This is a genomic window from Candidatus Melainabacteria bacterium, from assembly GCA_016193285.1.
Classification (GTDB): domain Bacteria; phylum Cyanobacteriota; class Vampirovibrionia; order 2-02-FULL-35-15; family 2-02-FULL-35-15; genus JACPSL01.
Genome location: JACPSL010000039.1, coordinates 1 through 26,067 on the forward strand (window position 1 = coordinate 1; position 26,067 = coordinate 26,067).

Here is a 26,067-nt window from a genome sequence, read left to right on the forward strand (position 1 = left end):
AAGTTTGTTTTTTCTTTGATTTCTCTAAATATTTTGTATATGTTTCCAGTATTTTATCTTGCATTTTTATCTCCCCCTGAAAAAGGGAGACTGTATTACCTTTGTTTTTGTGGCCTATTACCCGGAAAAATTAACACACCCTAAAAATACCCTAAAAATTGTGAGGTTGTTGTAGAACCTCTAATTTCTTTTAAAAAGCCTGATTTTATTATCTTTTTTAACTTGCTCTTTAAAGACCCAAATATTTTCTAAACCTAAATCTATATATTCTAATAAATATGATCTCTGTTTTAATTCATCTAAAACTTTTTCTAGCTTTAAAATTTTTTCAAATAAATCTGGGTTTATCTTGCCTGCTTTAATCTTAAAACCTGACTCAGTATAAATCTCTAATTGATTTTCATCATCAATAAGTAATCTACTAATTAAAAGTTTATATCTTTCTTGAAGAACTTCAACTATTTTTTTTACTAAGACAAGCTCATCTTTTTTTAAAGAAGAAATATTATTACCAGATACTGTAATCATTTTTTTTGGTAACAATGAAAGATTTAAGCAGTCACTTGATCCTACTTCTCCATCGTCTGATATTAATTTAAAATCACCACTTGTAGCCCAGACGGGTTTTTCTTTTACATAAATAATTAATCTGTATTCAGGAATTAGATATTTTCTAACAACAACCTTTTGTAAGAAAGGAATAGATTCTAATAACTTTTGAGAAAGATGTCTTGGAGATATTAAAAAAAAATTCTTGTTTAGTATAAGTTCTTCAACTTTACGGCAAATACAGACTTTATCTATGTCATCTACAATTTTATTTTTAACTACTTCTACAACTAAAGGTTTTTTTGAAGGCAATAATAATATCTGGTACAAAGCATAAACAAAGAAAAAAATAAATACTGCTAGAGAAATTATACGTATTATATTTCTCTGCTTCTTATAAAAATCTTTCCTAGAAGAAATGGTATACATCTTACTCTTTAGACTTAGTTGTGGCTTGTCTACAAACTTTTTTAGGATCTAAATTTAACTGTCCACTATAAACAAATGTACAAGGACCATTTAAATAAACACAATTTAAATCTTTATCCCAATTTACTCTTAAAACTCCTCCTGGCAAATAAATCTTGGCACTATTATCAGCTAAATCATTTATATTAGCTGCAACAAGTGTTGCACAAGCTCCTGTTCCACATGCAAGTGTTGGTCCACAACCACGCTCCCAGATCCTACAATCAATTTCGTTTCTTTTTAAAACATGGGCAAATTCTACATTTACACCTTTTGGGAAATTCTTATTGTGTTCTATTTGAGGACCAAGTTTAAAAAATTTTTCATCACCAATCTTTTTATCTAAAAAAATTACACAATGAGGATTTCCTATTTCTATATAGGTATAAGTTATAACTTTTCCATCTAACTCTAACTCTTCTTTTGTTTTACTTGGTAATGTTGGTTTACCCATGTTTACAGTTACTGTACCGTCTTCTTCAATAACAGGTTTTATAATTCCTGCCTTTGTTAGGACTGAAAAAGTATTTTCATCCGTAAAACCACGTTCAAAAACATATTTTGCAAAACAACGCATTCCATTGCCACACATTTCTGCTTCTGAACCATCAGAATTATAATAATTCCATGCAAAATCCGCCGTAGAGACATCCGGCCGAATGTCTCTACCTAAAAAATCTACAATTATTATTCCATCAGCACCTATAGAAAAATTTCTATTACAAAGATGTTTTGCAAGTTCAGATTCATTGACTTCATTTGGTAAATGCCTGCGTTCTAAGATAATAAAATCATTTCCTAAACCATGCATCTTTTCAAAAGGTAAAACAAATATAGTCATAAGTTAATTCTACATTTAAATCTCTATAAAGCTTTAAGGATTCTTTTTTTAGTGTCTAAGAGTACTTTCTTACCTATAGGAACAATATAATTTTTTAAACCATGTCCTATAGGAAAACCACAAATTGTTGGAATTTTATATCGACCTACTATATTGTTTACTAACTTAGCAAGTTCTTTCTTACTTTTAAAATTACAATTTTCAAAACTACAAAATAAAATACCTTTTAAAACTTTAAATATACCTGCATTATCTAATTGAGTTAGCATTCTGTCTATTTTATACGGCTCTTCATTACAATCTTCTAAAAATAAAATTGAATCTTTAAAATCAGGCAAATAATTACTCCCTAACATAGAACAAATATCAGTCAAGTTTCCACCAAGCAGATTTCCAACTGCTTTTCCATGATTGATTGTAATTGAACTAGATTTAATAGAATAACTAAAACTAAAACATGGATTAGTCAATAATTTCCAGAGATTGTACTTTGTTGATTTATCTTTTGGGTTTAATTTTGAATCAATGAACTTATAACCTAACATGGGTCCATGAAAAGTTACTAACTTGGTTTTTGCATAAATTGCAAGAAGCAAAACAGTAATATCACTAAACCCAAGAAGTATTTTTTTATGTTTTTTAATTAAATTAAAATCAATTTCATTTAATAACTGCAATGATCCATAGCCACCTCTTAAACAAAAAATTGCATCAATATTTTTACTAGACCAAAAATTAATAAAATCATCTAGTCTATTTTTTTTTAATCCAGACAAGTATTTATATGCTTTACTTGAACTTTGAAGTGACCTGCCTAGTTTTACTTTATAACCACACTTGATTAAATATTTAACTCCAAGCTCAATTGGTTTATAATCTACAAAGCCACCAGCTGGACAAATAAGTCCAATAGTTGCACCCTTAATTAATGGCTTAGGAAAAATTAGACTCATGATAAAAACAGATTCACCTCCCTTAATTTTAAATGGACGTCAAGTTGCAGATGAAGTTCTAAAAGTTGTATCAAATGAAATTAGTTTATTAAAGTCTAAAAACAAAAGAGTACCTGGACTTGCTGTAGTCATTATTGGCAACAACCCAGCAAGTTTAACATACATAAAAAACAAAGAAAAAGTCTCCACTGAATTAGGAATTTATTCTAAGGTTCATAATCTTCCTGCTACTACTTCTGAAGAAGAATTAATAAGTGAAATAATACAATTAAATAATAACAATAAGATTGATGGAATACTAGTACAACTACCTTTACCAGCACACATAAGATCTGAAAGAATAATAGAAACAATTGATCCTAAAAAAGATGTAGATGGTTTACATCCTTATAATTTAGGAAAACTTTTTTCTGGTCAAGAATGCTTAAAACCATGTACTCCTCAAGGCATAATAGAAATTCTTAAATACTATTCAATAAACTTAGTTGGTAAGCACTCAGTAATAATAGGAAGATCAATACTAGTTGGTAAGCCACTTGCTGCTTTACTCCTTATAGAAAATTCAACTGTAACAATTACACATAGCAAAACTAAAAACATAGAAGAGATTTCTAAAACTGCTGATATCTTAATTTCTGCAATTGGAAAAGCTAATCTTATAAAAAATAACTGGATAAAAAAAGATGCAATAGTCATAGATGTTGGAATAAACAGAATTAATGAAAATGGTGCTTTTAAAATTATTGGAGATGTTGATTTTAATAGTGTTAAATTAGTTTGTAAAGCAATAACACCTGTACCAGGTGGAGTAGGACCACTAACAATTGCTATGCTAATGAAAAATACAATTAAAGCTTACAAATTAAGTGAACATCAATGATTACAGGATTTTGGCAAAAATTAGGTTTTTGGCCAACTAGCTTAATTAATACCTGGAAGAGTAAAGAAAACTGGCTCTGGTTTCATGCTGTATCTGTTGGAGAGTTAAATGCTGTATGGCCATTGATTTTAAAAGTAAAAGAAAAATCTACAACCTATCCAATAATGATTTCATGTACTACCAAAGCAGGTTATAACCTTGCAAGAGAACTAACAAAAGAAAAAGATATTTTAATTTTTTACTTTCCATTTGATATTCCAAAAATAATTAGTTCACTACTAAACCATGCAAAAGTAAAAATATTAATTATTGCTGAAACTGAAATTTGGCCTTTTACATTATTAGAATGTTATAGAAGAAATATCCCTATAATACTAGTCAATGCAAGGCTATCTAATAAGTCATTTAAAAATTATAAACTTTTTAAATTCTTCTTTAAGAAAATAATTAATTTATTTACTAAAGTTATAACTCAATCTAATACTGACTCCACTAGATTTAAAGATCTAGGATTAGACAGTAAAAAAATTATCTCTCTTTGTAATTTAAAGTTTGCCACATTAGCATCTACAGATTTTAGTTCAAACAATAATTTAAAAACTAATATTACAAATATAATTTTTGCAAGTACCCACAATAGCGAGGAAGAATTAGCAATAGAGATCTTTAGTAAATTACTTTTAGACTTTCCAGATATTAGATTAATAATTGCACCGAGGCATATAGACAGGATAAACAGAATTATTAACATAATTAAACAAAATAATTTTATACCAATACTAAAAACTGACAACTTAGAATTAAAATCTCCTAAAGAAATTTTAATTTTAAACACTATTGGAGAGTTACAAGAGTTCTATAAAAAATCTCACATAACAATTCTAGGAGGTACTTTTGCAAGGATTGGTGGACACAATATTATAGAACCAATAAGAGCAAAATCTTATACTATAATTGGACCCAATGATTTTAAAATATCTGAATTAACAAAACAATTTAAAGATAAAAACGCTATAGTACAAGTTAAAAACAAAGATGAATTAATTCAAGCTATAAAAGAAGCCTTGTCAAATAAACACCTAAGAGAAAAAGTAATAGAAAATGGACTAAATATAATTAAAGAAAATGCTAAAGTACTGGACAAAACTTCAGAAACAATTTTTTCTTATTTATAAAAATAATAAGAAAAACATATTCTTAAAGCCATTTTTAATTTTCATTTCATTAATTTATTTTTTGCTTTATAAATTGAGATTATTTTCATACAAGATAAATATTTTAAGAGTTAGTAAATTAGATGCTGTAGTTATAAGCATAGGAAATATTACACTCGGTGGAAGTGGAAAGACACCACTTGTAATTGAAATTGCTAAATATTTTATAAGCTTAGGTTATAAAGTTGCAGTTTTATCAAGAGGTTACAAAAGACAATTAGTAAGCAATAACTCAAGTGGCATTGTGCTCGTCAGTGATGGTGAAGAAATATTTAACAATTATGAAATTAGTGGTGATGAACCACTGTTAATTGCAAAAAAAGTACCAAAAGCTATTGTACTTGTTAGTAAGGATAGAGTTAAAGCCGGGCGTTCAGCAATAAGACTAGGAGCAAAAATATTAATCTTAGATGATGGATTTCAACATATAAAGTTACACAGAGATGAAAATATTTTGTTACTCAATGACTTAGTTGACCTCAAAAATAATTCTTTATTTCCAGCTGGCACATTAAGAGAATTGCCAGATTCAATTAATAGGGCAACTGCAATTATAATCACTGGTTCAGATGGAGAAGACTTTAAGCAAACCAACTTAGATAAAATAAAAAAACACTTAAAAGATAAACCCATATTACACATGAAATATAACATTAAGCAATTAACAGGTATAAATATAAAGAAATTTCTTAGTGTTAAAGAACTTCAAGGAATTAAATTTATTGGTATTTGTGGTATTGCTAACCCAGAATCATTTGAGAACATTTTAAAAAAAGAAGGAATAAACTTAGTTGATCTTATTACATATCCTGATCACTGTAATTACACAATTCAAGATATAGAAGAATTAATAAAGATTGCAAGAAATAAAAATATTGAAAATATTATAACTACAGAAAAAGATGCTATAAAACTCCTTGATCTTTCTGAAACTGTGCCTTTAACTTTCTGGTCTACAATTCTTGAAATAACATGGGACACTTTAAACCCTTGTGAGAAGTTATTTGTAAATAAAGACAAGTGGATAAATAAAATTTAAATTGTAGAATTTCCAAGCACAAACAGCTCTAAAGCATGGCTGTCATTTATTATTCCGCTTTTTAATTTGTATTCAATTTCACTTAATTTAGAAACTATATTTTTTAAGTATGTTGTTGAAATATTTTTTAATGTAACAATTTCCTTCTCTAATTTATATAAATTTATTCCTAAGACTTTTGCAATCTGATTCTTATTTAATTTTTCATCTAATGATATTCTTATTTTTAAAGCTTGTCTTAATTTGTTTTGAAGAGATGCGATTATATATAAAACAGGATGTGCCTGTTTTATGTTGTTTAATAAAGAAAAAATCTCTTTATCCTTATGTAAAATTATAGATTTATATAAGTCTTCAATATTAAACACTCCTGAAAATAATTCTTTAATATTTTTTTCACTCACCTTATTATCTGGTAATAAATAAAGTTGTAATTTTTGGATGTCTGATCGAAGATTGTCTAATTTATCTTTATAGTAATCAGTGATAAGAGTAAGTGCACTTTCTTCAAATTTTAAATTTAATTCACTTCCTATTTGCTTGATTTTTTCCTTAATTTGAGCTGTTTGCCAATATTTTAATTTAGTGCATTCAACAATATTAGCTACGGGTTTAATTTGATTAATAAAATTAGAATCAACGATTTGCTTTTTGTCAAAAGCTAATACTATAACTATCTGTTTATAAAAAGAAATACGTTTAATTAAATTTACAAAACCACTATCTTCCTTTTCTATATGCTTTAAAACTTTATTACTTAAGGATATTACTTGTATTGTATTTTCAGGAAACAATGATAAATTTAAACCACTTGATAGATACTTTTCAAAATCTTCCAGGTTATTTAACTCATATTTTTCTAATGTAGCTTCTGCTAATAATTTATTTACATGTTCATTTGTAGAATTTAAATCATCTCCAATAATTAAATTTATTTTTTTCATAAATTAATTGTTTACAGAAGCATATTCCATATCTAATGCTTCAGCTACTGCTTTATGTACCACTGAACCTTTATAAACATTAACTCCTTTTTCTAAGGAAGAATCAGTTTCAATTGCTTTAAAGCCACTATTTGCAAGTTTTAGAACATATGGCAATGTTGCATTTGTAAGTGCACTTGTACTTGTTATTGATACTGCACCTGGAATATTAGGAACAGAATAAACAATTATATTTTGTATTTTTATAACAGGGTCTGAATGTTTTGTTGGAATGCTGCCTTCAACACAGCCACCTTGATCAACAGCAACATCTACAATTACAGTACCTGCTTTCATTTTTGAAATTATTTCTTTTGTAATTAATTTTGGAGCTTTAGCACCAGTAACTAAAACAGCAGTAATTACTAAATCAGATTTTTGAACAAGCTCTGTTATTTTATGCTGGGTTGAATAAACTGTTTGTAAACGCCCGCCAAAATAATCATCTAGTTCTCTTAACCGATTTAAATTATTATCAAGGATAGCAACTTTTGCACCTAAACCAACTGCCATTTTTGCAGCATTTATACCTACTGTACCGCCACCAATAATTACAACTGTAGCTGGTTCTACACCAGGTACTCCACCTAAAAGGATTCCTTTACCACTAAAATATTTTTCAAGATGGTGTGCTCCAATTTGAACTGACATCCTACCTGCAATTTCACTCATTGGAATAAGCAACGGTAAAGATTTATTAGGAAGTTCAATTGTTTCATAAGCTATACAAGTAGCTTTTGATTTACATAAATCAACGGCTAATTTTTTATCAGCAGCTAAATGTAAAAAAGTAAAAAGAATTTGTGAAGGTTTTAAAAGTTTACATTCATGTTCAAGAGGTTGTTTAACTTTTAAAATCAATTCTGCTACATTAAAGATTTCTTCAGGAGATTTTAATATATTAGCTCCAGCATTTACATAATCATCATCATTAATGCTGCTACCTAAACCTGCATTGTGTTCAACAAATACTTTATGTCCCTGACTTACAAGAGCATATACTCCTGCTGGAGTTAATGCAACCCTATATTCCTGATCCAAAATTTCTTTTGGTACACCAATTTTCATTAAGAATCATTATAAAGCATAGAGCTAAGCAATTTCGCCTTTTCGGCTCTCCGAACGCAACGGTACAATCTCAGCACTACTTCGATTTAAAACTATATTCTTTGTAATAATAACTTTCTTCATATCTGTTTTTGATGGAGCTTCATACATAATATCAGTCATAATTTCTTCAACTATACTTCTTAAACCTCTGGCTCCCATTTTTCGTTTTATAGCTTCTTTTGCAATTGTATGTATTGCTTCTTGTTCAAATGTTAATTCCACATCATCAAGTTTTAATAATTGTTGATATTGTTTAACTATTGCATTTTTAGGTTCAACTAAAATTCTCTTTAGTGCACTTTCATCTAATGCTTCTAAAGCTGCTACTACTGGAACTCTTCCAACAAACTCTGGTATTAAACCAAATTTAATTAAGTCATCAGGAACTAAATATTTAAATTCCTGGGAAGCTCTTATATCTCTTTCAAGTTGAGTCATTGGAGTTGCACCAAATCCAATTCCTCTTAGCTTATTTAATCTAAGTTCAATTATTCTCTCTAGTCCAACAAATGCCCCACCAACTATAAATAAAATATTTGAAGTATCAACTTGAATAAATTCTTGATGTGGATGTTTTCTACCACCTTGTGGTGGTACATTTGCTGTTGTACCTTCAATCATCTTTAATAAAGCTTGCTGGACACCTTCACCTGAAACATCTCTTGTTATTGAAGGATTTTCAGATTTTCTAGCAATCTTATCAATTTCATCAATATAAATAATGCCTCTCTCAGCTCTTTTAACATCATAATCAGATGCTTGATAAAGTCTAAGTAAAATGTTTTCAACATCCTCACCAACATAACCAGCTTCAGTTAAGGTAGTTGCATCTGCTACAGCAAAAGGTACATTTAACATTTTTGCTAATGTTTGTGCTAAATAAGTTTTGCCGCACCCTGTTGGTCCAATTAATAAAATATTTGACTTTTGGATTTCTACTGAATCAGGACTCTTTGTTTCAAGGTTATGATTTATTCTCTTATAGTGGTTATAAACTGCTACAGAAAGGATTCTCTTTGCTAAATCCTGGCCTATTACATGTTGATCTAAATACGACTTAATTTCTACAGGCTTTGGTATATTCGAAATTAAAGGTAAAGATTGATCTTTTACTTGCCCTTGAGTTTGTACCTGTGAATCAAATAATTCTTCGTCTAATATTTCATTACATAAATCAACACACTCATCACAAATATAAACTCCTGGCCCAGCTATTAGTTTTTTAACTTGGTCTTGGCTTTTGCCACAAAACGAACATTTCAATCTTGTATCTTCATGCCTTGACATTTATTTATTTTTCTTTCCTTGCCTTTTATCTTATATTTATGACTCTTCTACTTTTATTATGATTCCAAAGATTAATAATAGTATTTCAAGAACAAGTTATACCGAGGTTAACGGAGTTAAAGATGGTGATTTATCTTTAACATCACTTAGCTTGACAATTACTTGATCAATAATTCCATATTCTTTTGCTTCTTGCGCAGTCATTATAAAATCCCTATCGGTATCTTTTTCAATTTGCTTAACAGGTTGGCCTGTATGTAAGGACATTAATTCATTTAATTGTTTTTTTATTCTTAGAATTTCTTTTGCCTGGATTTCAATATCAGTTGCTTGCCCTTGTGCACCACCTAAAGGCTGATGTATTAATATCCGTGCATGTGGCAGAGATAATCTTTTATTTTTTGCTCCAGCTGATAACAAAAAAGCACCCATACTTGAAGCTTGCCCAAGACAAATTGTTGAGATTTGAGACCTAATATGTTGAATAGTATCGTATATTGCTAGACCAGCAGTAACTGAACCACCAGGGGAATTTATATACAACATTATGTCTTTTTCAGGATCTTCAGAATCTAAAAGTAACAGCTGAGCCACAATAATATTTGCAACATTATCATCAATTGGAACTCCTAAAAAAATAATTCGTTCTCTTAAAAGTCTTGAAAAAATATCAAAACCCCTCTCACCTCTTGGTGTTTGTTCAATTACATAAGGCATGTAATTATAAACTAAATATTTTTCGCTATTAAATTTATTCACTTTACTCTCCTTTTCTATTATTCTTCTTTAATTATATTAACTTCTTTATCCCATATTGGTTCATTATTTTTAACTAAAAAATCTATTGCCTTATTTCTAAGCCCAACTAACTCAATAGTACGCCTAAATTTCTTATCTCCTTCTAAATACTTATATTTTTCACCAAGTTCTTGGATTTTCTTTTGCACCTCACTGTCAATTTCTTCTTTAGTAATTAAAATATTTTCTTTTTTTACAAGTGCACTTAATACAAGATCTACTGAAATCCTTTTAATTCCTGCTTCTTTAGCCTTCTCAAATAACTCTTTATTTTTTTCATCCTTTTTAAAATCTCCCCAGTTAATATTTTTTCTTTGACAGTCTACTTTAACATCATTTAAGAGGTAATCAACTTCTCGTTCTATCATCCTTGGAGGAGTATGAAACTTGGAATTTTCAATGAGATAATCAACTAATTTATTTTCAAATGTTCTTTGGTTATTTACTTCTTGAATTTCTATCATTTGATTTTCAATATTTATTTTTAATTTTTCAAGATTTTCCATTCCAATTTTTTTTGCAAATTCATCATTAATCTCAGGAATTATTTTTTCTTCTATGCTGTTAATTTTTACTTTAAAAAGTGCTTTTTTGCCAGAAAATTCCTGAGCATAGTTTGTAGGAAAAATTATTTCAACTTCTTTTTCTTCCCCAGTTTTTAGTCCTTGTAGTTTGTCCACAAATTCAGGCAAGAATTTATCTTTTTCAAGTAAGGTCTGAAAATCAGTTGCACTGCCTCCAGGTACTTCGGAACCATCTTCAAATTTCCCTTTAAAATCAATGTTTACTAAATCTCCCTCCTTAAGAGTTCTGTTTGTAACTTTTTTAAAACTAAGAAGGTTATTTGATAATTTTTCTAATGTTTTTTTAATAAAACTTTCTTTATCATAAACTGATTTTTTAAGTTTAATTTTTAAATCCTTGTATTTAGAAAGTTCAACTTCTGGTTTTAATTCAACTAAAACACTAAAAGTTAGAGGTTTTTCTGGTAATAATTCAAATGATTTAATTTCAACAACATCAACTATATCTAATTTTTCTTTACTAGAAACATTGTTTAATATTTCAAAGAAAATATCTTCAAATGCTTTTTGACTTATATAACCTTTGCCAACTTTTTTTTCAACAATCTCTTTAGGTACTTTCCCTTTTCTAAAACCAGGGACATCAATATCATTTGTTATTTCTCTTAGAGCTAAAGCATAAGCCTTCTCTGATACTTCTACAGGAGCTTCTATAGAAAGTTCTAGCTCATTATTTTCACCCTTTTGTGCTTTTAAAATTTTTAAGTCCATTTTTAAAATTTATTTAGTTTTTAATTTAATGCTTTTCATTAAACTTAATTAATAATTCCCCTTCCTCTACTTTATTTAAACGATCCTTTATTAAAGTTTTTAATCCTTGTGTTGAATTATAGTATCTTATCTTATCTTGTAAATCTTTGTTTTCATTATTTAATTGGCTTAAAAGTAACTTATACTCATAATTTGCAATTAAACCCTTTACTAAATTCCTAATACTAACAAAAAAACCATTTGTAACTGGAATAATGAAAAGGCTAAAAATAATAAGCCAATATATAATTTTACAATCATTATTTTTTTTCATTTTATTTACAAAGGTCTAACTTAATAAGTGACGCTCCCCATGTTAAACCAGCTCCAAAACCAACAATAAGTACTTTACATGGCATTTTAATTTGATTTAAAGATATTCCTTCAAGAATAGCAAGTGGAATGCTTGCACCTGAGGTATTTCCAATCTTTTTAATATTTGATATAACCTGAGAACTTTTAAATTCTAATCTGGATGCTACAGCATCAGTTATTCTTTGGTTTGCTTGATGTAGTACTAGGTAATCAACTTGACTAACGCTTAAGTTAATTTTATCTAATAATTTACTTATAATATCAGGTACAACTTTAATAGCAAATTGATAAATTGCTTTCCCATTCATTCTGACAAAATTTGGTTCAATTTGTTTTTTAAAATTAGTGTATGTAACATTTTTATTACCTAGAAGCAAATTACATTCTTTATCAGCATTTGAACAAATTTTATAAGCAAAAAGCTCATCATCTTTTGCTAAACAACTTTGCATTATGACAGCACCTGCACCATCTCCAAATAAAATAGCAACGCTCCTTTCACTCCAATCAATAAATCTTGAATGAATGTCTACCCCAACTAAAAGTATATTTTTATATTCGCCAGTATAAATAAATTGTGCAGCTGTTACAATTCCAAAGACAAATCCAGAACAAGCTGCAGATAAATCAAAACAAGCAGCATTTACTGCACCAAGTTCTCCTTGTAACAAACAACTTGTTGAAGGATAAAGATTATCTGGCGTTGTAGTAGAAACTATAATTAAATCTAAATCCTTAGGATCTAACTTGGACTTCTTTAAAGCTTCTCTAGCTGCACTGACACTTAATGTTAAGCTACTTTCACCTTCACTAACAACTCTCCGTTCTCTAATACCAGTTCTTGTATAAATCCATTCATCTGAAGTGTCAAATAATTTTTCAAGATCTGTGTTTTTAACTACTTTAGATGGCAGTGCACCACCTAAAGATAGAAACTTAATTCCATAATTTTTTTGCATTGTTTAAGTTTATCCTACTTATTAACGTAGTTATTTACCATTGATTCAATCATAGACATAACATTAGCTTCAGCTGCTTCTTTTGCTACTCTAATTGCATTCTTGATTGCTATGTGTCTTGAACTTCCATGAGCAATTACACACACACCTTTAACACCTAAAAGTTGAGCACCACCATATTCAGCATAGTCAATTCTTTTTCTTAGCCTGTAAAAACTATCCTTAGCTAAAAGTGCACCTAATTTACTTTTAGCATCACGTGTTAGTTCTTCCCTAAGTAACATAGTAACCATTTTTGCAATACCTTCAGCTGTTTTTAAAAAAACATTTCCAACAAAACCATCAGAAACACAGACATCACATGCTCCTTCAGGTACATCTCTTCCTTCAACATTTCCAATAAAATTTATTCCAGGTGCCTTCATCAATAACTGATAAGCTTCTTTTACTAAAGTATTTCCCTTGCCTGGTTCTTCTCCAATATTTAAAAGTGCAACCCTTGGACTATTTAATTTAAATAATGCTTTTGAAAGTGCAACACCCATAATTGCATTTTGATTTAATTGTTCACTTGTTGCTTCTACATTTGCACCTGCATCTACAAGAATTACTGGTCTTTGCCTAGTAGGTATTACTGCAGCAATACACGGCCTTTCAATTCCTTCAATTCTTTTCAAACAAAACAAGGCAGCACTTGCTGATGCCCCTGTACTTCCTGCTGCAACAACACCATCTGCCTTACCATTTGCAACCTGGTTCACAGCAACTACAATTGAAGAATTTGGCCTTTTTCTAACAGCACTTGCAGGCTGCAGCTCACCCATATCAATTACTTCTTCAGCTGAGATTATCTCAATTGGAAGTTCACTTGTTGGATACTTCTTTAACTCATTTCTAATTACATTTTCTAAACCAACTAACTGTACTGCAACATTTTCTTCTTTAGCTGCTAATACTGCCCCATGTACTATTTCCAAAGGGGCATGGTCTCCACCCATAGCATCAACTGCTATTGTTGTCATTTTTTATATACACCTCAAGCTTTTCTTTTCTTTCTTGGTAAAGCTCTTAAATACTCTCTGCCATTATAATATCCACATGAAGTACATGCTATGTGAGAAATATTTGGCTCACCACAATTTGAGCAAATGCTAACTTGTGGTTTAAATGCAAACCACTTAGCCCTTCTTTGAGCTTGTTTCCTGTGTGATGTTTTCTTTTTAGGACATGCCATAGGGAATATTTTGTATTATTATTTAACTAGCCTAGTTATTTTAACAACATAAAGGTAAATAATACAAGTATCAAAAGGTAACGAAATACAAATATGCCAGACTTGTTATTTGAAATTGGAACTGAAGAATTACCTCCAGGCTCAATTATTAACCTTACAAATCAAATTAAAGAAAATATAAAAAGCAAACTAATTCAAAGTTATTATTCCACAAGCGAAGAACAATTTAAAACTTTTTTTACTCCAAGAAGAATAACAATTTACATAATGAACCTTCCTGAAAATCAAGAAATTAAAACTATAGAAGTAAAAGGTCCTGATAAAGAAAAAGCATTTGATAAAGATGGAAGTCCTACACAAGCAGCAATTGGTTTTGCAAAAAAAAATAATATTGAACCAAAAAACCTAATACTAAAAAAAATTAACAACACAGAATATATTTTTGCTGTTGTAAAAACAGGAGGACAAAAGACAAAAGACATCTTAGCTAAAGTTCTAGCTGACTCACTTATTGAAACAACAGGTGATAAGTTTATGAGATGGAGTAATTATAATGAAAAATTTTCAAGACCAGTAAGATGGATATTAGCAATATTAGACAAAGAAATAATTAAATTCTCTTACTCTGGCATTGAAAGTTCAAATCATACTTATGGACATAAATTTCTTTCAGGTAAAAAAATTGAAATTAAACTGCCAAGTAAATATTTAGAAACACTTAGAGAAAATAAAGTTGTTGCTGATTTTGAGGAAAGAAAAAATCATATAAATTTACTTTTAATTAAAGAAAGTCAGAATGCTAGTGGAACCCTCTCCGAAAAATATCCAGATTTACTTAAAACAGTAACTAATTTAACTGAATATCCAGGTATATTGCTTTGCAAATTTGATAAACAATATCTCTTGCTACCATTTTGTGTAATTGAAACAGTACTTGAAAAGCATCAAAAATATTTTGTCTTATATGATAAATCCAGAAAGAGCATACTTCCAAATTTTATAGTTATTACAAATGGAACAGAAATTGAAAATATAAAAACAAAAGAACAAATAATTAAAGGAAATGAAAAAGTTGCTAGAGCAAGACTTAATGATGCAAAATTCTTTTTTGAAGAAGATTTAAAATTACCATTTACTTTTGAAGAAAAAATAAAGGCTTTGTCAAAAATTACCTTTCATAAAGGTCTTGGTTCAATGCAAGAAAAAGTATTAAGAATAATTGAACTATCAAAATACATTTACCAAGTTTTAGACCATTCTTTTAAAAAAGATTTACTAGTAGAAGATGTAACTAAAACTGCAGAATTATGTAAGTTAGATTTAAGCACACACTTGGTTTTTGAATTTCCTGAACTCCAAGGTGAAATCGGCTCTATATATGCTAAAGCTTATAATTTTAACGACAATATATCTTGTGGAATAGCTGAACATTATTATCCAAGATATCTTGGAGACAAGATACCAAAAAGTAAAACAGGATTTATTGTTGGTATTGCAGATAAATTAGACAACATTGTTTGCTTGTTTTCAATTAATAAGATACCAACATCTTCTGCAGATCCATTTGCATTAAGAAGACAAGCTCAATCAATAATAGACAATATTTACAACTTTAAGTCAAGAATTAACATAGATGATCTAATTAATTTTTCAATAAACAATATTCCTAATAAAAATTTAAAAGAGAAACTAATTAAAGATTTCTTTATTCAAAGATTTATAACTTTAATGGAAAACTTAAGCTATGAACAAGATTTAATTACTGCTGTTATATCAGTTAAAAATCCTCTACAAGACATAATCTCAGCTAAAGAAAAAATAGATTTATTAAAAAGAATTTTTGTTATAGAAAAAACCGATACGTATAAATCTTTTTTAATTGCTGCAAAAAGATTAGTAAGAATTGTAGAAGCAAATACTAATGGAAATATTGAAAGAAATAATCTTACAACTGATTATGAAAGAGATTTGTTAAAGAGATTTAATGAATTAGAAAAAAAACAATATCAAAATTACAATGATTATATTACTGAGTTAATTACATTAATAGAACCAATTAACATTTTTTTTGACAAAGTTTTAGTAAATGATCCTAATCCAAAAATAAAACAAACAAGGCAGGCATTATTAAAAAAGGGGAAAGATTTATTTGAAAGAATTTGTGATTTTAATCAAATTACAGAAAGAAACTAAAATAAACTAAAAATATATATTAATGCCACAAAATGATTATGTAACTTATGATCCAAGAATACCAAAGCACAAATCTTATTTAACAAATTTTTTAATTAGTATCATTTTCTCTGTGTATATAATTGAGATTGTTTTTAATGCTTTTTATAGCGACAAAGCAATCATAATGCTTGGTGCAAAATGGAACGAAGGAATCACAAATGGTGAATACTGGAGATTTTTAACATGTACATTTTTACATGGAAATTTAATTCATTTGTTTTTAAACATAACAGCAATTTATATTTTTGGAAAAGAAGTTGAATCTATTTATGGCTTACCTCGATTTTTTCTTATTTACTTTCTAAGCAGTTGGGGTGCTGGTTTAGCAAGCTACATATTTTCACCAGGAATTTCAATAGGAGCATCAGGAGCATTATTTGGAATCATTGGAGCTTTAATAATTTTTTTCTTCAGGCAAAGAGAAAAAGTAACTGGTGCAAACTTAAAATTTAAATCAATGTATACATTAGTAATTTTGAATTTGCTTCTTGGATTTCTACTCCCAAAAATAGACAATGCAGGACATCTTGGCGGACTTGTTACAGGATTATTTTCAAGTTGGTTTATTGCACCAGAATATAAAATTGAGAAGGATGAAAAATTACAAAAAATTCTTGTCTCTAAGAAACCTGACTTTTACAGATTATCTTCTGGGATTTTATTAACTACAACAATTTTATTTTGGCTAACTAAAATATCTATTGATTTGGCCTCCTCCATCAAATGACCTAGTTTAAAAAAAATTGAGGGGGGGGAACATCAATTTTATAAACAACATGAAAAAGCATTACTTCATTACTTTGTTACTAATTATATCAACATTTGCAGCATATAGTTTTTTTTACAAAGAAGCTTTTAATCTTAGTTGTGCACAGGATCAGGATGAGGATGGCTCTGTAGATACTAGCAACGGTGACCCAGATGTTGTTGTTGATGATGATCCAAATGCTGACGGCAATGGTGATGGCAATAATGATGGTAGCGGTGATGGTGATCTTTCTGACAGCAATGGTGATGGCAATAATGATGGTGGCAGTAATGGTGATCTTTCTGACAGCGATGATGCCCCAAATGTATGTGCAAGTCCTCTACCTTTTGTAGATGATGATGATGAGTCTGAACTTGAAGAGGAGGTTCCAGTGTCAGAGGATACAGAAAGTATATTTGATGGATTATGTAAGTTTAGGTGTGAGAAAACTACTGGCTATAAGATGGCATGGAATAAATACTCAGATACCTGCCCTGATGGAAAAATATGTGGTAATGGACTATTGCCAAATCCACTATATTGTAGTTCATGGACAACACAACAAGAATTAAAAGAAAAACTTGCACAGGAACAGTGGTTTCCATGTATTACTCCACCAAAAGCTAAAAAGTGTGTTTACACTTGTAGTTGTATAAGCATAACCCGTGCTAAGATTCTAAATATTAATACAGCCTGGAAGTATGTATCTCAATTATCAGATGTAAAAGGAGGTTGTAAAAAAGAAGACTGTAAGCCAGCACTTAATGATAAGCCATGCACAAAGGCAGAAGCAGAGGCATCAATACAAAGAACGACAGCATGTCCTAACTGGTAGTAATTCTTCCTGAGTCTTTAAATTAATATATTTTGCATGATAATCAAGCAATAAACAGCGAATCAAAGTATAGTTTTTTATCTTCAAATACAAATAAGTAAATAGTTTTTAATAATAAATTAACTTTTTTACGTTCTAAGGTAATGACTTGCTATACCAAGAAGACTTAAGTGAGTGATTTTTTATTGTTATGCCATTAAAACTTCGACTGGTATTAGTGGTGGAGGTTTTAACATAAATATTAGTAATTGGTCCCACGATTTGAATAGTACTATTCTTATTACACTCTTTAATTCATTCCAAAATCTTTGTAGACTACCATATTTCACTCTTGCTTTTTGATATATTTCATCCACAAGAGTATGAATCTGATGAAATAAAAGTGATAGTAAAGTTAGTATAAAAAAATTAAACGATAGGTTTTCTATTCCATGCCCATAACTATGCTCCATCTCATATCCATTATTTTTTAAAATATTAAAACATTCATTTTCAATCTTCCATCTACTTCTTCCTGCTTTTACTGAAGCTTCAATATTATATTCATCTATTTTTAAATCTGTTATCCAAGAACTTTTATAAGTCACCTTACCTGATTTAATATCAATAATTTTAAATGCAAAGTAATTTACTTTGATTGTTTTTTCACTAAGATTTAAGTCTAAATTATCAACCCATTCATACTCATACTTTTTATCTTTTGTAATAACTTCTTTATTTTGAATATTTGTAGTATTTTTAATTTGTTCAAAAAGAGTTTTATTATTTCCTTCTTTAGCAGTTAAGATAAAGCTATAGTTGTTTTCTTTCAAAAGTTCAATAAAACTTTGTTTTGTATACAATGCATCGCCAGTAAAGACTAGAGGTAAGTCAGGAAAATCTCCTTTTATTTTTGGTACAAGTCTTTTTGCTGCATTAATTTCACAATCCTGTTTTCTATCACCATCTCCATTCTTAATTTCTTCAGGCATAAGAGGTAAAACCTGTTTTTTCCCAGGGTGTACTATTAATGGAACTAATACTTGGTGGGAATATGTTGTTGTGTCATTTGTATGATGATTTTTTAAACAATGTTTACAGAAGACATTTTTAGAACTAAAGTATTCAGAAGCATCAATCGCACAAATATATTTATCCATAAACTTAAACTTTTCAAGTTCTCCAGTAGAATCTAAATTGCTAAAGATAGTTTTAAATGAAGTCGAAAAAACAGAAGAATCTATTTCATTTAAGTTAAAGCGTATTGTTTTTTCTTTTGGAACATTTTTTACTTTAACCATTGTTTCAAGATTACAAATATTTGTTTTTTCTTTCATTCTTTCTTGAAACTGTAACATTGATGGGTCTTGAAAAAACATCATTGCAAATGTACTTCCTACAATATCCCACATACTATAGTCAATCTTAGATTTTTGTCTGATATCAGTAATATTTCCTACTGTTACTTGAAGGGTATTAAGTAAAGCCTGAAAGCCTAATTTGTTTTTTATACTCACATATTAATAAATACTAAAAATCTTTCAATTTGGCCAGTCTGTCTTAATTTATTCCTTTATATTTGTTCATAAATAATTACTGAGTAAGACCATGAGTGAATCTGAACCAATGAGACAAATACACAAGATACGTCATAAAATATATGATGAAATTAAACATATGTCTACCGATGAACAGTTAAAGTATTTTCATAAAAAAGCAGAGCAGTTTGAAAAAGAGATGGGAAATATAAAGCTTGCTAAAGATCTAAAATCATTCTTTGCCAATTTAAGAAAACAACAAGCAAGTTAATAATTTTTGTAATATTTCTATTTGTAGTTTTAATACTTCCAAGCATATTTTTGCATTCTGCAATAGCTGCTTCAGAGGAGCTTGATATCAATAATCCCTGGAATATTAGTAAAGAAAAATGAAGATTGAACTAAAATTGAAATTACTGTTTCTTTTTAGTTTCTAGCATGGGAAAACAATTCGCCACCCCAAAGTTTCTTTATAAAAGACTGATATGAAAGAATCAAGATTTCATCACCTAGTAATCTGTCTTTTTCTTCCAGTGAAATTACATATCTTTGTTTAATATTTTTATGATCTTTAATAACTTCACGAAGCCCTTTTAAGTCATTATCAGTAATTTTACTTTTTGCTTTCACTTCAATTGCATATTCCATGTCATTTACTATAAAGTCTACTTCTATACCGCTAGCAAGCCGCCAATAACTAAAATCTAAATATTTTTCTCTGTATGAATTATAAGAATTGAATTCATGAAAAATCCAGTTCTCAAATGCTTTTCCAAAAAGTTCAGAACCAGGTTCTAAATTATTTCTTTTTGTTAAAAAATTTACTATTCCAACATCAAAAAAGTAAAACTTTGGAGCTTGTATAACTCTCCTTTTTGGTCTTTTCCTATACGATGGCAAAAACTTTCCTAAAAGTGTGTCAACTAATATTTGGAAATATTCTTTTACTGCAGGCAATGATACACTACATTCTCTTGAAATATTTGCAAAGTTAACAAGCTCGGTATCTGAAAGTGCTGCATTAAATAAAAATTCAGAAAATGAAGGAATCTTTCTAACTAAACCTTCTTCTTTAATTTCTTCTTTTAAATAATTGTTTATATATGAATTAATTAATTTCGTAGGATTATTTGACAAATAATGTCGTGGTAGGTATCCATGATTAATTATTCTTTTTAGATTAAATTGCTCTTTTAATTCACAAGCACTAAATCCATATAATTCATAACTTATTGCTCTTCCCCCTAAAAGATTAACACCTGATTTTCTTACCTTTCTTGCACTTGATCCACACAGTGCAAATTTATAGTTATGATTTTCAATAAGATTATGAACTTCATCAAGTAAAAGAGATACTTTTTGAATTTCATCAATTATTACAAATGTACCACTTTTATTTTTAGCTAATAGTTCCTGCCTTAATAAATAAGGTTTCTCGCTGTATTTAATAAACTCATCTGTATCTAGTAGGTTTACATATTCAGCATTTGGATAAACAACTTTTAATAAAGAACTTTTTCCAACTTGTCTTGGCCCCCATAAAAAATATGTTTCATCTAGCTTCTTTGGTAAATTTAGTTCTCTTTTAATCATGATATTATAAACTACTACTTCATTTTATCATGATATTATAAAGCTCTTACAATATTTTTTAATTTGTCCTTGATTATTTTTTCTTTATTTCTTTTAAAATTTCCTCAAGCTTGCTATTGAGCCACCATATGTATGCTGTAATAAAAAGAAAACCTACTAATGCAACTGGAACTGCTGTATGACAACACATAACTACCTCCTTAGATCTCGATTACATGTAGTATGTGTAGGTCTACAAAAAAATGTTTCTTAAAATAACAAAAAAAAAAGAGGCGAGGTAACCTCGCCTCTACTACAAAACTTCTCTCTACCAAAATGCAGCCTGTCTCTATCCATTAATAAGAATTGAGTAAGCTTATTAACTTCTACTAGAACGACCTGCTAAAAGTTGATAATTTTCAATTATCAACTTTATAGTTTCTCCTTAGAAAGGAGGTGATCCAGCCACACCTTCCGGTACGGCTACCTTGTTACGACTTCACCCCAGTCACCGGCACTGCCTTGGGCGATTTTCTCCTTACGGTTGAAATATCGACTTCGGGCGTTACCAGCTTCCATGGTGTGACGGGCGGTGTGTACAAGACCCGGGAACGTATTCAATGCAGCGTGCTGATCTGCATTTACTAGCGATTCCAACTTCACGTAGGCAAGTTGCAGCCTACGATCTGAACTGAGAGCGCTTTTAAGGGATTCGCTTCTAATTGCTTAGTTGCTGCCCGTTGTAACGCCCATTGTAACACGTGTGTAGCCCTGGCCGTAAGGGCCATGATGATTTGACGTCGTCCCCACCTTCCTCCCCGTTAACCGGGGCAGTCTTGTCAGAGTGCTCAAGTATTACTACTTAGTGGCAACTAACAACAAGGGTTGCGCTCGTTGCGGGACTTAACCCAACATCTCACGACACGAGCTGACGACAACCATGCAGCACCTGTGTCCTAGCTCCCGAAGGCACCCCGATATCTCTACCAGGTTCTAGGCATGTCAAGGCCAGGTAAGGTTCTTCGCGTTGCATCGAATTGAACCACATGTTCCACCGCTTGTGCGGGTCCCCGTCAATTCCTTTGAGTTTCATTCTTGCGAACGTACTCCCCAGGCGGGATACTTAATGCGTTAACTTCGTCACTGCGGGGGTCGATACCTGCAACAACTAGTATCCATCGTTTACAGCTAGGACTACAGGGGTATCTAATCCCTTTCGCTCCCCTAGCTCTCGTTCCTCAGTGTCAGTATAGGCCCAGTCAGACGCTTTCGCCACAGGTGTTCCTCCTGATATCTACGCATTTCACCGCTACACCAGGAATTCTTCTGACCCCTACCTAACTCTAGTAATTCAGTATCTAACGCACAAATAGAGTTAAGCTCTATGATTTCACATTAGACTTGAATTACCACCTACGAACTCTTTACGCCCAATAATTCCGGACAACGCTTGCATCCTACGTCTTACCGCGGCTGCTGGCACGTAGTTAGCCGATGCTTCCTCTGCGGGTACAATCATTTTGTTTTTCCCCACTGACAGTAGTTTACACACCAAGGTGCTTCTTCCTACACGCGGCATTGCTGCGTCAGGCTTTCGCCCATTGCGCAAAATTCCCTACTGCTGCCTTCCGTAGAAGTATGGACCGTGTCTCAGTTCCATTGTGGCTGGTCATCCTCTCAGACCAGCTAATGATCGTCGCCTTGGTAGGCCTTTACCCTACCAACTAGCTAATCATACGCAGGCTCATCTTGGAGCAATAAATTTTTCACCTCTCGGCAATATGTGGTATTAGCCTAAGTTTCCTCAGGTTATCCCTCACTCCAAGGCAGATTCCTACGCGTTACTCACCCATCCGCCACTCTCTTGCGAGCGTTCGACTTGCATGTATGAAGCATGCCGCCAGCGTTCGTCCTGAGCCAGGATCAAACTCTCCATGGCTCGTTTAATTTTTTTACCCAAATTTTTGACAGGCTTACATTTTGGTAGAGAAAAGTTTTTATCTTTATCTACCCAAATATATTTAAAAAGTTTTGTCGTTAAATTTTTTTCAGGATTCAAAAGCCAGAAATTTTATGGCAACCGTTAATAATAACAGGCGGTATGATTATTATCAAATTAATAAAAAGTTGTTACTGCCTAGCTAACATAATATTTTAGAGCAATCTGTTTGTACAGTAAGATTTTATCCGATTTATTCGGTAAAATCTGAATTATGTTAGGTATAGTATACCGAGAGCACTTTACAAAGCCTGACAAACGAGGAATGAGCAAGGAAGGCAGTAAGCAAAAACAGTATTGATAACTCAATAAATTACTTAAATTCTAGGAAAATTATAAATTACATGTTAAAAATGTAAAAAATCATGGTAAATTATTAAAGAACACAAAGGTTAAAATACATGGCAATAACAAAAGAAAAGAAAAAGGAGTTAATTAACCAATACCAGAACCATAAAAAAGACACTGGCTCTTCTCAAGTTCAAATACCTATTCTTTCAGAAAAGATTAATAACTTAACAAACCACCTAACTACGAACCCAAAGGATTATCAAAGTCAACGTGGTTTATTAATGCTAGTAAGTAAAAGAAGAAGGCACTTGAACTATTTACAGAAGATTGATATTGAGAGTTATAGAAGAATTGTAGATCACCTAACAATTCGTAATTAATTTTATGCACCTGCCATAAACTTAACCCTTGTGCTGGTAAAAGCATGAAAATTTTAGTTATAGGAAATAGAAATTATGAACACTGTAAAAAGCACTGAAAATTTAGATACAAAAAATACAATAAAAGAAACAACAAAAAACAATAACACAAAAGAAACAACAGTAAATATTGGCGGGAAAGATATTGTTATCGAAACAGGTAAGTTAGCAAGATCTTGTAATGGCTCAGTAACAATTAAGTGCGGTGATACTGTTTTATTGGTAACTGCAACATGCTCAGAAGAACCAAGAGAAGACATTGATTTTTTTCCTTTATTATGTGATTTTGAAGAAAGAACCTGTTCAGTCGGTAAAATACCAGGTAGCTATAACAGAAGAGAAGGGAAACCAGTTGAAAAATCTACTTTAACTGCAAGACTCATGGACAGGCCTTTAAGACCATTGTTTCCTGAAAATTTTTTTAATGATGTTCAAATCGTAGCAACTACTTTAAGTGTTGATCAAATTAATCCACCAGATATTCTTGCAATTATTGGTGCATCTTTTGCATTATCAATTTCAAACATACCCTTTTATGGCCCAATTGGTATCATAAGAGTTGGAATGATACACAACAAATTTGTTGCTAATCCTACTTATGAAGAAATTGAAAAAAGTGAATTAGATCTTGTAGTTGCTGGAACAAGTGATTCAATTCTTATGGTTGAAGCTGGTGCAGATTTAGTACCAGAAGATGTCATTTTAAATGCCCTTGCATTTGCTGGGCCAATCATAAAACAACAAGTAGAATCTCAAAATCAATTTGCAAATTCATTGGGTGTTAAAAAAAGAGAGTTTACACCTCCTGAACCAAACAAAGAATTAATTAAACTAGTAGAAGAAAATGCAAAAGAACTTTTAACTAAATCAATGGACAATGTCAAAGATAAGGGAATAAGAAGCAAGTTTATTAAAGACGCAAAAGAAAAAATAATTAAAGCAATTAAAGCCCTTAAAGAGAATCATCCTTTAAAAGAATTACTTGAAAATCCAAAACCAATTAACAATGAATTAAAATCTCTTGAAGAAGAACTAATGAAAAAACAGATTCTCGAGGAAGGTAAAAGAGCAGATGGAAGAAAATGTAATGAAATAAGGCAAATTAGTTGTGAAGTTGGTATTGTACCAAGAGCTCATGGCACAGGATTATTTACAAGGGGAAACACACAAGTCTTATCAACATGTACTTTAGGTACAAGTAGTGATGCTCAAAGAATAGATTCTACAGATCCACAGACAGAAAAAAAATATATGCACCACTATAACTTTCCTGGATACTCTGTAGGAGAAGTTAAGCCAAGCAGAACACCAGGACGTAGGGAAATTGGACATGGAGCACTTGCAGAACGTGCACTTGTTCCTGTTTTGCCCGAAAAAGAACAATTCCCTTACACAATTAGAGTAGTATCAGAAGTTTTAGAATCAAATGGTTCTACAAGCATGGCAAGCACATGTGGAAGTACACTTGCACTTATGGATGCAGGAGTACCTATTAAAGCTCCTATTGCAGGAATTGCAATGGGGCTTATAAAAGAAAAAGAAAAGTTTGCAATTCTTACAGACATTCAAGGGTTAGAAGATTTCCTTGGAGATATGGATTTTAAAGTTTGTGGTTCTAAAAAAGGAATCTCAGCACTTCAAATGGATATTAAAATCCAAGGAATAACTTTAGAAATAATGAAAATTGCTCTTGAACAAGCAAGAGCTGCAAGACTTTTTATTCTTGAAAAAATGCTTGAAGCAATTCCAAAACCAAGACAAGAACTTTCAAAGTGGGCACCCAGAATATTTACAATGAAAGTAGATATTTCTGATATTAGTACCATCATTGGACCTGGTGGAAAAATGATTAGAAGAATTACAGAAGAGACAGAAGCAAAAATTGATATTGAAGATGATGGAACAGTATTAATTGCATCCATTGATAATGACAAAGCATTTAAAGCAAAAAAATGGATTCAAGGTTTAATAGAAAAAATACAACCAGGAGCTGTATACCTAGGAAAAGTAATGAGAACTGCACAAATAGGAGCTTTTGTAGAAATCCTTCCAAGCAAAGAAGGCATGGTACATATTTCACAACTTCAAGATAAGCGTACAGAAAAAGTTGAAGATATTGTTAAGCCTGGGGACATAGTAGTAGTAAGGGTTCGTGAAATTGATGAGAAAAATAGAATTAGTTTAACAATGAGAGGTATTACAAAAGAAGAAGCTGAGAGAGTTTTGTCAGGGTAAATCCCTTTATTCTCGCAAGTTTAAAACTTAACAATTAATTTTTTTCGTAGAATGCAGAATTGGGATCAAATAAAGCATTTTAGGTCTGAAAAATAGATTTTTCTGTAGGCCATAGGACTTACGGTTTAAATTAAACCCAAGTGAAGGCAGGACGCCAGGTTGACAGCCTAATCTCATTACGTACTGGTAGAAGTTTCTGCTCGTTAAAGGAAATCCCTCTTTTAAGCCTGTTAATTTCAAACTTTAGAAATG

General features: G+C 30.7%; 23 protein-coding genes and 1 rRNA gene. 9 read left to right on the forward strand and 15 right to left on the reverse strand.

Going from position 1 to position 26,067, the window contains the following annotated elements; translation table 11 throughout:
* Positions 1 to 180: 180 nt before the first annotated feature.
* The 3 genes from HYY52_08910 to HYY52_08920 form a co-directional block, all read right to left on the reverse strand.
* Positions 181 to 861 carry a cell division protein FtsQ gene (locus HYY52_08910; GenBank protein MBI2996806.1) on the reverse strand — a complete coding sequence of 227 codons (681 nt, stop codon included), beginning with the start codon at positions 859 to 861 and terminating at the stop codon, positions 181 to 183.
* Positions 862 to 979: 118 nt separating this feature from the next.
* A complete protein-coding gene (locus HYY52_08915) occupies positions 980 to 1,858 on the reverse strand; it encodes a diaminopimelate epimerase (GenBank protein MBI2996807.1) in 879 nt (292 codons plus the stop codon).
* A gap of 23 nt (positions 1,859 to 1,881) precedes the next feature.
* Positions 1,882 to 2,811, reverse strand: a complete 930-nt coding sequence (locus HYY52_08920) for an LD-carboxypeptidase (protein MBI2996808.1) — start codon at positions 2,809 to 2,811, stop codon at positions 1,882 to 1,884.
* Here HYY52_08920 and folD point away from each other — a divergent pair.
* Genes folD through lpxK form a run of 3 tightly spaced genes read left to right on the forward strand, consistent with a single transcriptional unit; the run spans position 2,810 to position 5,944 of the window.
* Positions 2,810 to 3,691 carry a bifunctional methylenetetrahydrofolate dehydrogenase/methenyltetrahydrofolate cyclohydrolase FolD gene (folD, locus tag HYY52_08925; GenBank protein ID MBI2996809.1) on the forward strand — a complete coding sequence of 294 codons (882 nt, stop codon included), beginning with the start codon at positions 2,810 to 2,812 and terminating at the stop codon, positions 3,689 to 3,691. The two genes, HYY52_08920 and folD, sit on opposite strands and share 2 nt — an antisense overlap.
* A complete protein-coding gene (locus HYY52_08930) occupies positions 3,688 to 4,866 on the forward strand; it encodes a hypothetical protein (protein ID MBI2996810.1) in 1,179 nt (392 codons plus the stop codon). The genes folD and HYY52_08930 overlap by 4 nt, the downstream gene beginning before the upstream one ends.
* Positions 4,817 to 5,944 (forward strand): tetraacyldisaccharide 4'-kinase, encoded by a 1,128-nt coding sequence (gene lpxK, locus HYY52_08935; protein MBI2996811.1) that lies wholly within the window; start codon positions 4,817 to 4,819, stop codon positions 5,942 to 5,944. The genes HYY52_08930 and lpxK overlap by 50 nt, the downstream gene beginning before the upstream one ends.
* On the opposite strand, the gene HYY52_08940 is transcribed toward lpxK, so the two are convergent.
* The 9 genes from HYY52_08940 to rpmF all read right to left on the reverse strand — a co-directional run bounded on the left by HYY52_08940 (position 5,941) and on the right by rpmF (position 13,964).
* Positions 5,941 to 6,888 (reverse strand): hypothetical protein, encoded by a 948-nt coding sequence (locus HYY52_08940; GenBank protein MBI2996812.1) that lies wholly within the window; start codon positions 6,886 to 6,888, stop codon positions 5,941 to 5,943. The two genes, lpxK and HYY52_08940, sit on opposite strands and share 4 nt — an antisense overlap.
* A 3-nt stretch (positions 6,889 to 6,891) precedes the next feature.
* Positions 6,892 to 7,995, reverse strand: a complete 1,104-nt coding sequence (gene ald / locus HYY52_08945) for an alanine dehydrogenase (protein ID MBI2996813.1) — start codon at positions 7,993 to 7,995, stop codon at positions 6,892 to 6,894.
* 24 nt (positions 7,996 to 8,019) lie between these two features.
* A complete protein-coding gene (gene clpX / locus HYY52_08950) occupies positions 8,020 to 9,324 on the reverse strand; it encodes an ATP-dependent Clp protease ATP-binding subunit ClpX (GenBank protein ID MBI2996814.1) in 1,305 nt (434 codons plus the stop codon).
* Positions 9,325 to 9,420: 96 nt separating this feature from the next.
* A complete protein-coding gene (clpP, locus tag HYY52_08955; protein ID MBI2996815.1) occupies positions 9,421 to 10,041 on the reverse strand; it encodes an ATP-dependent Clp endopeptidase proteolytic subunit ClpP in 621 nt (206 codons plus the stop codon).
* 59 nt (positions 10,042 to 10,100) lie between these two features.
* On the reverse strand, positions 10,101 to 11,417 hold the full coding sequence (tig, locus tag HYY52_08960) for a trigger factor (GenBank protein ID MBI2996816.1): 1,317 nt from the start codon (positions 11,415 to 11,417) through the stop codon (positions 10,101 to 10,103).
* Positions 11,418 to 11,442: 25 nt separating this feature from the next.
* Complete coding sequence (locus HYY52_08965; GenBank protein MBI2996817.1) at positions 11,443 to 11,730, reverse strand: hypothetical protein; 288 nt, start codon at positions 11,728 to 11,730, stop codon at positions 11,443 to 11,445.
* A 1-nt stretch (position 11,731) separates the two neighbouring features.
* On the reverse strand, positions 11,732 to 12,730 hold the full coding sequence (locus HYY52_08970) for a ketoacyl-ACP synthase III (protein ID MBI2996818.1): 999 nt from the start codon (positions 12,728 to 12,730) through the stop codon (positions 11,732 to 11,734).
* 14 nt (positions 12,731 to 12,744) lie between these two features.
* Positions 12,745 to 13,752 carry a phosphate acyltransferase PlsX gene (gene plsX / locus HYY52_08975; protein MBI2996819.1) on the reverse strand — a complete coding sequence of 336 codons (1,008 nt, stop codon included), beginning with the start codon at positions 13,750 to 13,752 and terminating at the stop codon, positions 12,745 to 12,747.
* Positions 13,753 to 13,766: 14 nt separating this feature from the next.
* The gene (gene rpmF, locus HYY52_08980; GenBank protein MBI2996820.1) at positions 13,767 to 13,964 is read right to left on the reverse strand and encodes a 50S ribosomal protein L32; all 198 of its coding nucleotides are present in this window, start codon (positions 13,962 to 13,964) and stop codon (positions 13,767 to 13,769) included.
* A 93-nt stretch (positions 13,965 to 14,057) separates the two neighbouring features.
* On the opposite strand from rpmF, the gene HYY52_08985 reads away from it, so the two are divergent.
* Genes HYY52_08985 through HYY52_08995 form a run of 3 tightly spaced genes read left to right on the forward strand, consistent with a single transcriptional unit; the run spans position 14,058 to position 17,782 of the window.
* Complete coding sequence (locus HYY52_08985; GenBank protein ID MBI2996821.1) at positions 14,058 to 16,157, forward strand: glycine--tRNA ligase subunit beta; 2,100 nt, start codon at positions 14,058 to 14,060, stop codon at positions 16,155 to 16,157.
* Between the two features lie 22 nt (positions 16,158 to 16,179).
* The gene (locus HYY52_08990; GenBank protein MBI2996822.1) at positions 16,180 to 16,926 is read left to right on the forward strand and encodes a rhomboid family intramembrane serine protease; all 747 of its coding nucleotides are present in this window, start codon (positions 16,180 to 16,182) and stop codon (positions 16,924 to 16,926) included.
* Between the two features lie 49 nt (positions 16,927 to 16,975).
* A complete protein-coding gene (locus tag HYY52_08995) occupies positions 16,976 to 17,782 on the forward strand; it encodes a hypothetical protein (protein MBI2996823.1) in 807 nt (268 codons plus the stop codon).
* A gap of 188 nt (positions 17,783 to 17,970) precedes the next feature.
* On the opposite strand, the gene HYY52_09000 is transcribed toward HYY52_08995, so the two are convergent.
* The gene (locus HYY52_09000; GenBank protein MBI2996824.1) at positions 17,971 to 19,278 is read right to left on the reverse strand and encodes a hypothetical protein; all 1,308 of its coding nucleotides are present in this window, start codon (positions 19,276 to 19,278) and stop codon (positions 17,971 to 17,973) included.
* Positions 19,279 to 19,369: 91 nt separating this feature from the next.
* Between HYY52_09000 and HYY52_09005 the strand changes: the two genes are divergently transcribed.
* Positions 19,370 to 19,570, forward strand: coding sequence for a hypothetical protein (locus tag HYY52_09005; protein MBI2996825.1), 201 nt, complete (start codon positions 19,370 to 19,372; stop codon positions 19,568 to 19,570).
* 155 nt (positions 19,571 to 19,725) lie between these two features.
* On the opposite strand, the gene HYY52_09010 is transcribed toward HYY52_09005, so the two are convergent.
* Together HYY52_09010 and HYY52_09015 are read right to left on the reverse strand one after the other, a co-directional pair.
* Positions 19,726 to 20,892, reverse strand: a complete 1,167-nt coding sequence (locus HYY52_09010) for an ATP-binding protein (GenBank protein MBI2996826.1) — start codon at positions 20,890 to 20,892, stop codon at positions 19,726 to 19,728.
* A gap of 425 nt (positions 20,893 to 21,317) precedes the next feature.
* Positions 21,318 to 22,807 (reverse strand): 16S ribosomal RNA (locus HYY52_09015).
* A gap of 464 nt (positions 22,808 to 23,271) precedes the next feature.
* On the opposite strand from HYY52_09015, the gene rpsO reads away from it, so the two are divergent.
* Positions 23,272 to 23,541, forward strand: coding sequence for a 30S ribosomal protein S15 (rpsO, locus tag HYY52_09020; protein MBI2996827.1), 270 nt, complete (start codon positions 23,272 to 23,274; stop codon positions 23,539 to 23,541).
* Positions 23,542 to 23,616: 75 nt separating this feature from the next.
* The gene (gene pnp / locus HYY52_09025; protein ID MBI2996828.1) at positions 23,617 to 25,815 is read left to right on the forward strand and encodes a polyribonucleotide nucleotidyltransferase; all 2,199 of its coding nucleotides are present in this window, start codon (positions 23,617 to 23,619) and stop codon (positions 25,813 to 25,815) included.
* Positions 25,816 to 26,067 lie beyond the last annotated feature (252 nt).

Coding starts and splice junctions, on each gene's coding strand:
- clpX (MBI2996814.1), bottom strand. CDS start 9,324: ATGTCAAGGCATGAAGATACAAGATTGAAATGTTCGTTTTGTGGCAAA.
- HYY52_08995 (MBI2996823.1), top strand. CDS start 16,976: ATGAAAAAGCATTACTTCATTACTTTGTTACTAATTATATCAACATTT.
- HYY52_08915 (MBI2996807.1), bottom strand. CDS start 1,858: ATGACTATATTTGTTTTACCTTTTGAAAAGATGCATGGTTTAGGAAAT.
- folD (MBI2996809.1), top strand. CDS start 2,810: ATGATAAAAACAGATTCACCTCCCTTAATTTTAAATGGACGTCAAGTT.
- HYY52_08940 (MBI2996812.1), bottom strand. CDS start 6,888: ATGAAAAAAATAAATTTAATTATTGGAGATGATTTAAATTCTACAAAT.
- clpP (MBI2996815.1), bottom strand. CDS start 10,041: ATGCCTTATGTAATTGAACAAACACCAAGAGGTGAGAGGGGTTTTGAT.
- tig (MBI2996816.1), bottom strand. CDS start 11,417: ATGGACTTAAAAATTTTAAAAGCACAAAAGGGTGAAAATAATGAGCTA.
- HYY52_08970 (MBI2996818.1), bottom strand. CDS start 12,730: ATGCAAAAAAATTATGGAATTAAGTTTCTATCTTTAGGTGGTGCACTG.
- rpmF (MBI2996820.1), bottom strand. CDS start 13,964: ATGGCATGTCCTAAAAAGAAAACATCACACAGGAAACAAGCTCAAAGA.
- HYY52_08930 (MBI2996810.1), top strand. CDS start 3,688: ATGATTACAGGATTTTGGCAAAAATTAGGTTTTTGGCCAACTAGCTTA.
- ald (MBI2996813.1), bottom strand. CDS start 7,995: ATGAAAATTGGTGTACCAAAAGAAATTTTGGATCAGGAATATAGGGTT.
- HYY52_09005 (MBI2996825.1), top strand. CDS start 19,370: ATGAGTGAATCTGAACCAATGAGACAAATACACAAGATACGTCATAAA.
- HYY52_08965 (MBI2996817.1), bottom strand. CDS start 11,730: ATGAAAAAAAATAATGATTGTAAAATTATATATTGGCTTATTATTTTT.
- lpxK (MBI2996811.1), top strand. CDS start 4,817: ATGCTAAAGTACTGGACAAAACTTCAGAAACAATTTTTTCTTATTTAT.
- HYY52_08985 (MBI2996821.1), top strand. CDS start 14,058: ATGCCAGACTTGTTATTTGAAATTGGAACTGAAGAATTACCTCCAGGC.
- pnp (MBI2996828.1), top strand. CDS start 23,617: ATGAACACTGTAAAAAGCACTGAAAATTTAGATACAAAAAATACAATA.
- plsX (MBI2996819.1), bottom strand. CDS start 13,752: ATGACAACAATAGCAGTTGATGCTATGGGTGGAGACCATGCCCCTTTG.
- HYY52_08990 (MBI2996822.1), top strand. CDS start 16,180: ATGCCACAAAATGATTATGTAACTTATGATCCAAGAATACCAAAGCAC.
- HYY52_08920 (MBI2996808.1), bottom strand. CDS start 2,811: ATGAGTCTAATTTTTCCTAAGCCATTAATTAAGGGTGCAACTATTGGA.
- rpsO (MBI2996827.1), top strand. CDS start 23,272: ATGGCAATAACAAAAGAAAAGAAAAAGGAGTTAATTAACCAATACCAG.
- HYY52_09010 (MBI2996826.1), bottom strand. CDS start 20,892: ATGATTAAAAGAGAACTAAATTTACCAAAGAAGCTAGATGAAACATAT.